The 8,890-nt window shown below is 35.1% G+C and carries 11 protein-coding genes; all 11 read left to right on the top strand.

The genetic code is table 11. The features are described from left to right. Positions 1-152: 152 nt before the first annotated feature. Positions 153-557 (top strand): GNAT family N-acetyltransferase, encoded by a 405-nt coding sequence (locus tag H4J62_RS18305; protein WP_182218659.1) that lies wholly within the window; start codon positions 153-155, stop codon positions 555-557. A 137-nt stretch (positions 558-694) separates the two neighbouring features. Then, positions 695-1,267 (top strand): hypothetical protein, encoded by a 573-nt coding sequence (locus tag H4J62_RS18300; RefSeq protein ID WP_182218653.1) that lies wholly within the window; start codon positions 695-697, stop codon positions 1,265-1,267. A gap of 126 nt (positions 1,268-1,393) precedes the next feature. Beyond that, positions 1,394-2,836, top strand: a complete 1,443-nt coding sequence (locus tag H4J62_RS18295; RefSeq protein ID WP_259364991.1) for an amidohydrolase family protein — start codon at positions 1,394-1,396, stop codon at positions 2,834-2,836. A gap of 121 nt (positions 2,837-2,957) precedes the next feature. Beyond that, on the top strand, positions 2,958-3,611 hold the full coding sequence (locus H4J62_RS18290; RefSeq protein WP_182218651.1) for a hypothetical protein: 654 nt from the start codon (positions 2,958-2,960) through the stop codon (positions 3,609-3,611). A 478-nt stretch (positions 3,612-4,089) separates the two neighbouring features. Beyond that, complete coding sequence (locus H4J62_RS18285) at positions 4,090-4,761, top strand: hypothetical protein (RefSeq protein ID WP_182218650.1); 672 nt, start codon at positions 4,090-4,092, stop codon at positions 4,759-4,761. A gap of 133 nt (positions 4,762-4,894) precedes the next feature. Further along, on the top strand, positions 4,895-5,158 hold the full coding sequence (locus tag H4J62_RS18280) for a hypothetical protein (RefSeq protein ID WP_182218648.1): 264 nt from the start codon (positions 4,895-4,897) through the stop codon (positions 5,156-5,158). Between the two features lie 114 nt (positions 5,159-5,272). Then, positions 5,273-5,617: a hypothetical protein gene (locus H4J62_RS18275; RefSeq protein WP_182218646.1), complete on the top strand. Its 345-nt coding sequence runs from the start codon at positions 5,273-5,275 to the stop codon at positions 5,615-5,617. Positions 5,618-5,720: 103 nt separating this feature from the next. After that, on the top strand, positions 5,721-6,128 hold the full coding sequence (locus H4J62_RS18270) for a hypothetical protein (protein WP_182218644.1): 408 nt from the start codon (positions 5,721-5,723) through the stop codon (positions 6,126-6,128). Positions 6,129-6,245: 117 nt separating this feature from the next. Continuing rightward, entirely contained in the window at positions 6,246-7,007 is a 762-nt protein-coding gene (locus H4J62_RS18265) for a hypothetical protein (RefSeq protein ID WP_182231358.1), read from the top strand. A 424-nt stretch (positions 7,008-7,431) separates the two neighbouring features. Then, positions 7,432-7,914, top strand: a complete 483-nt coding sequence (locus H4J62_RS18260; RefSeq protein ID WP_182218382.1) for a hypothetical protein — start codon at positions 7,432-7,434, stop codon at positions 7,912-7,914. 138 nt (positions 7,915-8,052) lie between these two features. Then, positions 8,053-8,841 (top strand): trypsin-like serine protease, encoded by a 789-nt coding sequence (locus tag H4J62_RS18255; RefSeq protein ID WP_182218384.1) that lies wholly within the window; start codon positions 8,053-8,055, stop codon positions 8,839-8,841. Positions 8,842-8,890: the final 49 nt, after the last annotated feature.

The raw sequence follows: 8,890 nt of genomic DNA, 5'->3' as shown, positions 1-8,890 counted from the left end.
AAAGCGCGGTAGAAAGTTGCATAAAAAAAATCCAGTGATATCAATCACTGGATTTTGATCTCATTAGCAAATTAATCAAGCTATAAATTGCTTAACTGATCGGCATTATCTTAATGGGGCGTTATATGCCTATGGAGGCTCTGTAAAATCATATGGAAATTCGCAATATTTCCTGGGAGCAAACAATCCCGCTTCGACAAAGTGTTCTTTGGCCAAACAAGCCTCCTGAATATTGCCATGTTGATGGTGATCATGACGCAATGCATTTGGGTGCCTTTGCTAATGACGAGCTTGTTTGTGTTGCTTCCGTATACATAAAATTAGATAAAGCTCGCCTACGTAAGTTTGCTACTAAAACTGATTATCAAGGGCAAGGCATTGGCTCTCAAATGCTAAAGTTTATTCTTCACTCCCTTAATAATACGGTTGTAAATTTTTTTTGGTGTGATGCTAGAGAATCAGCTTTAAGTTTCTATCAGCGTTTCGGTATGCAGCCATACGGAGAACGTTTTTATAAGGCTGATGTTTCTTACTTTAAAATGGAAGTTGCTTTATAGTAAGTTTAAAGCGGCATATAACAAGTTGCTAAAAGGACAAATAACAGTTGGCTATTTGCTCCTACGTCGCTTATTTTAGCCAACTATTATTTGCCTCTTAATAGGGCGTTAGGTTTTGCTTGAGCAACGGAGTTAAAATGAGAGTATTTATACCTATCCTAGCCTGTCTAGGTATAGTGGGATGTGCAAGTACTGAAAATGGAGTTAGATTTTCAGGTCAATCTAGTGAATATCAAGAACCCAAAAATGGTTCTGTTGCATACTTACATCTTGAGACTGAAAAAAAGACAGATGGTTTTGGATTTGAACCATATCCACATACGGCCATTATTTACGAGCTGTGCTCCCCTAAAACAGGACAAGTTAAATTCGGTTATCTCGGAGACCTTAAAGTTTCCAAAAACTCGGACTTAGGAAACCCGGCTACTGTAAAAGTAAACTCAGGCAAACCTATATTTCTAGCATTTGGTTTAATTAATCCACTCAACGGTTACGAATGTACATCAAAGCAAATATTTACACCTGAGGATGGTAAGTCATACTCATTTATTAACTCTGTAAATTGGTCAGAGTGCCCAACAAAAACTGCTGTTATCTCAATTGAGAACGATATTTCGCCTATCAAAAACATTAAGATTCTTGATAAAGCTAAAATAGCAGAGTTGAGGGAAAATGGTATAAGCGTGAGTAGGGAAGCATGCAAAACCTAATAAGCAATTCAAGAGGGACAATGATACAGTTGGCTTTTTGTTCACTCCGTTCACTTATTTTAGCCAACTATATTATTGCCCCTTAATTGGGCGTTAGCAATTTAATTAATCTCACATGGAAGTATCATGATTAAAGTATTATTACTCTCAATTTCTTTGTTTTCTTTTGCTTCATTAGCGGAAAACAAAGTTCTAATAGAAAATGTCACTATCGTTTCATCTCATTTGCAAGCTCCAAAAATTCAGATGAATGTATTAATAAGTGATGGACGAATTACCGAAATAACTAGTAAAAAGATTACATCCTACGATCTTAAAATAAATGGTTTAGGTAAATTTTTAACGCCAGGTCTTATGGATAGCCATGCACACGTATCGTCAATCCCCGGTATGGGGTTTGGTGTTGAGTCAGTGGCGATTAAAAATCCGAAACTCGCACAAGCTTATTTCGAACAACAACCAAGAAGCTTTTTATTTTATGGGGTAACTCAAATACTTGATCCGAATCCGGGAGTGAGTTTCAATTATTTTACTTCGGCGCCTCATCGCCCTGATTATTTTCGCTGTGAAGTATTAACATCAAAAAATACCTTTCCATATGTAGAGAAAACAGACGACCTTTCAAGATCAATGTTTACTTATTTAATTGATGAAAGTGCAGAAGCAACCGCAGAAAATTCAGTAGAAAGGTTAATTGGTAAAATTGCCCATTCAGGTGCTTCGTGTATAAAGCTTTATTTTGAAGATGGTTATGGTAATGCTAACCAATGGGCAACACTTTCAACTAACACACTAAAACGAATTAAATTATCTGCTGAAAAGTCTAATTTGCTTATAGTCGCTCATGCTAATGCCTTAGATATGCAGCAATTAGCACTTGCCGCAGGTGTTGATGTTATCGCTCATGGTATGTGGAATTGGGGGCAATATAATCGCGAACAAAATATACCTAAAGAAATATCTAACACTCTGGATAAAATGATCAATGACGAAGTAGGTTATATGCCAACACAAAGAGTGATTGCTGGCTTAGGTGAAGTAATGCTTCCTATTATTGCTAATTCTCCTGAATTTTCATCTATTACACCTAAGTCACTTATTGATTGGTATAAAACCACTGAAGCGCAATGGTTCAAAGAAGAGCTTCGAATTGGCTTTGATGGAATGCCTGATCAATCAATCTCAGATGCATTTTTATATGGGCGAATAGGAAAAGGTAATAAAGTTATTCAATATCTAAGAAGTTCTAATCATCCTATTTTATTGGCTTCGGACTTCCCTGGAAGCCCTAGTTTTGCCAATCAACCTGGACTGACAACCTACCAAGAAATGAAAGCTATGGTTACTGCAGGGCTATCGCTGGAAGAAGTACTGGCGGCGGCAACCATTAATAATGCTAAACAATTCAGAATTGATAATGATTACGGTACAGTAGAAGTTGGCAAAATTGCTAACCTTCTGCTACTTAAAACTAATCCTTTAGACTCTATAGAATCGTGGAACCGTATAGAAACGATTATCCTGCATGGAGATCCCATAGCTAGAGAAAGTTTGGTGGTCAATAAGTAGCTAACAAGCTGTTAAATAAGTACAAATAACAGTTGGTTTTTGCCTGTTAACAGGACGTTGTGCTCCAAAGCCTGAGGATCAGGTTTATATTACTATAATGTAATTATTGAAGGGAATTATTATGCTTTTGTTTCACATCATCGCTGGTTCATTTGTTCTATTATTTGGTATAGGCGCTTTGATCTTCAGTAAAGGCGAAAAATTTCATAGGTATTCTGGTAATTTATTTTTCTTGTCACTGTTATTAATGGCAGGAAGTGGAGCCTACTTTGCCGATGACCCTACGATCGCTATTTCATCTGTATACTTCGCTTCAACCGCATGGATTATCGTTCTGAGGCCAGAAAAGAGAACAGGTGTTTTTGAAATAATAGCTTTCATTGTCATTTCAATAATAAGCGCAAACTTCTTTTATGCAGCAATCACATCAGAGCCAGGCTTCATGGTTACTATGTTCTATATATTTGGTAGTGTTGCTTTGATCGCAGCACTTCTTGATTTGAATATGATTATTCGAGGTGGAATATCAGGGGCTCACCGCATCGCACGACATTTGTGGCGTATGTGTTATGCGTTATTAGGAGCTGTCCTCTCCTTTGTTGCTAACACGTCAGATAAATGGCCTAATTTCATTGATGCAGACTTACCAATTTATTTGTTAATTGTAATAATGTTTTATTGGTTAATTCGCGTATTATTTACCAAGTGGTTTGTTAAAAAAAAATATGTAATTGGGCAGAGTACTAATCTTTTTAATAGTAAGTTTAGTGAATAGCTACAGAGCATAACAAGCAAATCAACAAGGACTAAAACAGCGGGCTGTTCGCTTCGCTCCATTTTAGCTAACTATTATTTGCCTCTTAATGGGGCGTTATGTTTACTAGAGAGTTCACCACATTTGAAGATTAAGCATTATGCTCAACCACTAAAAACGATCGCTAGTTCAGCTTTTGATAATTGTGGCTGGGAAATTGTCGTTGCATTTGTTAGCGGTATATTCTGTTACACAAGTTACAGCACAGGTTTTGGTATATTGTTTTTTCCTATGTTTGCTGTATTTTGTTTGACTGTTCTTAGTATGCTTTTAAATGTATTCTTTGCAATTAAAGAAAACCTAAACGAGCGACAGTCTAAAAAGTAAACATACAAAGCATTCAAGCAGGACAAATAACAGTTGTTTTTTGCTCCTTCGTCGCTTATTTTAACCAACTATTTTTTGCCTCTTAATGGGGTGTTATATTTTTCGAGACTTTATGATGCGTGAATATTTTCTAGAGTTAATTTTAGACACAATAGGCCGTATCTTTTTTATAGTTATAAGCATCTTTTTTGTACTAGGTGGGGCTGTAAATATAGGGATTACAGGTTTAGTTTTTGCGTTGCCTTTTATTGTTTATTTATTTTATAAATTAGATTATTACGGGACGTTTGTAAAAAATATAACCATCATAGTCCTTTTAATCGTTTGCACGTTTTTTCTTTGGGATAAACCAAAAAACGCCCTTATATTTCCCCATTTAGGCGCAGAAATTGAAGTTCCAGCAGGCTGGGCTTATATGAGAGTATCTGAATCAACTTCTCACTTTTTAGTTCCTCCTGAGAGGATTAATTATTGGAAAGCAGATATGGAATCAGATCCGGATTACATTTTATGGTTAAAAGTATCAGAAAAAAGCATAATTGCGACCATGAGCCGTGTGGACATTTCGTATGAGATGAACCTCACTAGGTTAAATGTTGTTTTTAAAGATTCGTCGGGTATGTTGTTTAGCATAACTCCAAAAGATTTAATTAAAGCAGTTACTATTGGTACAATTCAAAGTAAAGGTTTAAAGGGCGTGGAATCTTTCCAATCTACTTGGAGCCAATATCTTGGTAATCTTATGCTTTGGCCGTCATTACCACTTTTCATATTTAGTGAATAAGTGTGTACGAATAAAAATATAAAAAGCTGTTCAAGCGGGACAAATTACAGTTGGCTGGTTCCGCTCCGCTTCACATTTTAACCAACAATTAAAAGCCTCTTAATGGGGCGTTATATGCTTAGAAGGAAATATGGTGGATACCGGAACATTCAATAGATTACCAGCTGATGAACAAAACGAATATCATCGTTATTCGTCTCAATTTATTAGAGCGGTGTTAAAGTCAGATGCCAATGATGGTTATGATTTTGAACAAAAATATCTCCCTCAAAATAAGGGAGGCACTTGGTTTCTATCAAAATCAGTTAATGGCGATCCGTTTGCTGGTATAAAAGTAAGTAGCAAAAAGGTAATTGAAGCTTTGTTAACTGATGCCATCCAAAATTTTGGGCGTTAATCGGCATTTAAGCTATTCAAAAGGACAAAAAACAGTTGGTTTTTGCTTCTTCGTCGCTTATTTTAGCCAACTATTTTGCCTCATAATGGGGCGTTATGTGTCTTTAGGAATAATATGAAATACTTGAGTTTACTTCCCATATCATTAATTTTAGGTTGTACGAATATATCCTTATCCGATAGAGCGATTCCTTACGATGATGGTTCTTTCTATACAGTAGTGGGTGGAGAAACAAAAGAGAAAGCTCACTCTATGTTGATAGGTGTCATGAAGTCTAGATGTGAAGTTGAAGGTGGAAAAACTTTTCAATTAATTTCTACGAAAAATAGTCAGACTGGAGAAGTTGAAAAGTTTGTCAAAAGTAAATCTAGTACGAAAATTGGCTCTTGGGAATTTAGTGACGTTGATACAAATTATACACAAGGCTTTGATCTTGAAGCTAAATTCATATGTATATAGTTTCGTTGTACGACACATATCAAGCCATTCAAGCAGGACTTTTAATGGGGCGTTGGCTGCTTTTTGTCTTAAGCAGTATTTTATTATCTATAGGGAAATTATTATGAAAAATATATTTAAATCTAGTCTAGTTGCACTTGCTGTAATTACTTCGAATATTAGCTTTGCTAATGATATTTCAGCTGATTTCTTAAATAATGAAGCAGAAATTGCTCATAAAGTATATCTTCATGAGTCAACTGAAGTTGCAATCTATGCAATGGAATCTATTGTGAGGCTTCAAGAGTCCGATCAATCGGATAAATTATTACAAAAAACTGGTCCATCTAGTCTTTCATTTTCTTATATTCGTTTAGGTTTTTTATATGAAAAATCAGGTTTAATGCAAAAAGCAGATATAGCTTTTTCTAAAGCGGTTGCTACTTATAAATCACCATATAATAAAAATGAACCTGTAGCCCTTAGTAAATTAAAAAGAGCAGTTCAAGAGTTGGATGCAATCAGCAGCTAACAAGTTGCTTAAACGGACGTCAAGTAGTTGGCTTGCTTTCGTTCCTCACTAATTTTAGCCAGCTATTATTTGTCACTTAACGTGGCGTTATAGGGCAAATCGGAGTGTTGAGTATCCATGAAGTTTATAAATAATTTAATTTTGGTGTTGTTCATTCTATTTACATCAACTTCGTTTGCTGTTGATAAAAAATACCACGAGGATATTTCCTTGATTAAAAGTGCTTTCAAGCAACAGGATAAGAAAGCTATTGCAACTTTTATTTCTTATCCATTAGGGCGTGAATTTCCAATACCTGCCATTAAAAATGAAGCAGAGTTAGTAAATCGCTTTGATGAAGTGTTTGATAAAAAATTTATCGAGCTAATAGCTAACTCTGATCTAGACAAAGATTGGAGCATGATGGGCTGGAGAGGGGTAATGTTTTCTAGCGGTAAACTTTGGCTAGATTCCAAAAATAAAATAAGAGCGATAACATATCAATCTTCAAAAGAAAAAGAGATCAAAGCAAGTTTGATTGAAAAACAAAAACAAACTTTGCATCTAAGCCTCAGAGTTTATAAAAAACCAATATTAGAGTGGAAAACATCTAAATTTCATATTCGAATTGATGATCTTGGGGATTACAATTATCGCTATTCGTCATGGAGTATCGATAAAAAAACTAGAGATAAACCTGATTTAATTTTAGAAAATGGAAAAATGGTTTTTGAAGGTAGTGGTGGTAATCATCACTATTCTTTTTCTAATGGTAAATATATTTATCGTTGCTATGTTAGTGTAATTGGTAATAGTAAGTCTGCACCTGGAATATTAGATGTTTTCAAAGGTAAGGAGCATATATTAAATGACGATGTTATTGAGGTGCTAAGTCGCTAAATTTCATGCGTTTAATTGCCCTATAAGAAGTCATTCAAAAGGAAAAAAAACAGTTGGCTGTTTTCGTTCCTGAACATTTTAGCCAACTATCATTTGCCTGTTAATTAAGCGTTATATGCCTAAGGAATGTTTTGAACATCTACTCAATACTTGATCATTTATTAGTAATTCTAATTTCGTTATATGGGGTAGCATTCTTTAGTGGCTACCTTAAGCAGTCAGAAAAATCACCAGCCATGATTTGGATGAAAACTAAATATCCAAAATCGCCTAAAATTCTAATGTATCTTGGTGTTTTTGTGATATTAAATCACTCAGTACGTTTAGTTATCGAGCTGTTTAGTTGAACGTCGGCATATAAGCCATTCAAGCCGGACAAATAACAGTTGGCTCTTAATAGGGCGTTAACTGCAAGGAGGCACTGTTGAGTATTATTTCCAATATAACTTTAGTTATCGTATTTTTATTATCACTGATTATATGCAACGCTTTGAAAGCTGAAGAACATTGCAAAAATGATGTTTGCATTGAATTTAACGATATTCAATTAAAAATATCATCAGAATCTATTATTATTCCTACTTTCAAAGAACATCCTAAGTACATGAAATACGTTGATCAATTACTTGTGTCTTCATTATATTTAAAGGATAAGCGTTTGTGTCTGGATTATTGTGAGGAGTCCTTTAGAGGTAAAGTATTCTCTGATGGTGTCAGTAGTAAAAGATTGAGTATTGTTCATGGCGAAGGTTATTCTGCATCATCATGGAGTATGGAGTTTACCAACTCTGAAGGGCCACAGATTACACATATGGGTATTATTTATACCAATAATACCCTGTTGCAAGTATTCGATGATAAAAAGCTTTGGCTGTATTTGCTTTCACAGTTAAATAGTAAGAGTTAAATTGCAGCTAACAAGCTGCTCAAACGTTCAAACGGACAAAAAACAGTTGGTTTTTGCTCGTGCCTCGCTTATTTTAACCAACTATTTTATTGCCTCTTAATGAGGCGTTAGCTACCCATCAATGAACATGGACGTAATATGAAAGTTTTATTTATCTTATCCATTATTTTCTTTTCTACATGTAGCAATGCTGTAGTGAAGAGACATGATGTTCCTCCTGAAAATTATGTCATTGATAAAATGCCTGAATACCTAATAGATATGCCTCATGAAGGACATGGTGTATTAATAGATACACAATGGGTTGTGACCGTAGCACACACCATTTTTTATGATTATGTTGGTAAAGATTTAATAGTTGGTTCAAAAGCTTATGAAATTGAAAGCGTTCATATACACCCAGAGTACTCTGAACCTAATAAAAATTTACTTAAAGGTGATTTAGCGCCTTTAATGCTTTTTTTCAAATCTAGAAGTGATATTGCGTTAATCAAATTAACTTCAAAAGTTAGCGGTGTTAAACCAGTCAATATATACAAGGGTAAAAGTGAAAAAGGTAAAAAAATTACAGTTTATGGTAAGGGCGCAACAGGAAATGGATTAACCGGTGAAGATATTGATACGAAATCATTGCGTGTAATGAACCAGTTTCAAAATATTGTTGAAAACTCAGAAGGTAATTGGATCGCATTTAAATTCAACGAACCTGCAAATGCATTACCACTTGAAGGTATACATGGCTCTGGAGATAGCGGAGGGGCTTCCATTATATTTCAACAAGGCGCTCCATTTCTCGTAGGTTTATCAAGTTGGCAATTGGGGAATGGCGATATATCTACTTTTAAAGGTGGTTTGTATGGCACTACAGCTTATCAAGTTAGGATATCTAACTACTATGACTGGATAGTTAGTGTATTGGGTATCTAAAAAGTCACTCAAAAGGACAAAAAACAGTTGGCTTTTACTGCTTCGTCGA

The sequence above is a fragment of the Colwellia sp. BRX8-5 genome (genome assembly GCF_014077325.1).
Lineage (GTDB): Bacteria > Pseudomonadota > Gammaproteobacteria > Enterobacterales > Alteromonadaceae > Colwellia_A.
Note: the sequence above shows the minus strand (reverse complement) of the source record. Positions and strands in the feature narration are given on the sequence as shown.

What these genes read in the sequence shown, in the direction of transcription:
- H4J62_RS18270 (WP_182218644.1), top strand. Translation starts at nt 5,721, where the DNA reads ATGAAAAATATATTTAAATCTAGTCTAGTTGCACTTGCTGTAATTACT.
- H4J62_RS18275 (WP_182218646.1), top strand. Translation starts at nt 5,273, where the DNA reads ATGAAATACTTGAGTTTACTTCCCATATCATTAATTTTAGGTTGTACG.
- H4J62_RS18285 (WP_182218650.1), top strand. Translation starts at nt 4,090, where the DNA reads ATGATGCGTGAATATTTTCTAGAGTTAATTTTAGACACAATAGGCCGT.
- H4J62_RS18255 (WP_182218384.1), top strand. Translation starts at nt 8,053, where the DNA reads ATGAAAGTTTTATTTATCTTATCCATTATTTTCTTTTCTACATGTAGC.
- H4J62_RS18305 (WP_182218659.1), top strand. Translation starts at nt 153, where the DNA reads ATGGAAATTCGCAATATTTCCTGGGAGCAAACAATCCCGCTTCGACAA.
- H4J62_RS18265 (WP_182231358.1), top strand. Translation starts at nt 6,246, where the DNA reads ATGAAGTTTATAAATAATTTAATTTTGGTGTTGTTCATTCTATTTACA.
- H4J62_RS18290 (WP_182218651.1), top strand. Translation starts at nt 2,958, where the DNA reads ATGCTTTTGTTTCACATCATCGCTGGTTCATTTGTTCTATTATTTGGT.
- H4J62_RS18295 (WP_259364991.1), top strand. Translation starts at nt 1,394, where the DNA reads ATGATTAAAGTATTATTACTCTCAATTTCTTTGTTTTCTTTTGCTTCA.
- H4J62_RS18300 (WP_182218653.1), top strand. Translation starts at nt 695, where the DNA reads ATGAGAGTATTTATACCTATCCTAGCCTGTCTAGGTATAGTGGGATGT.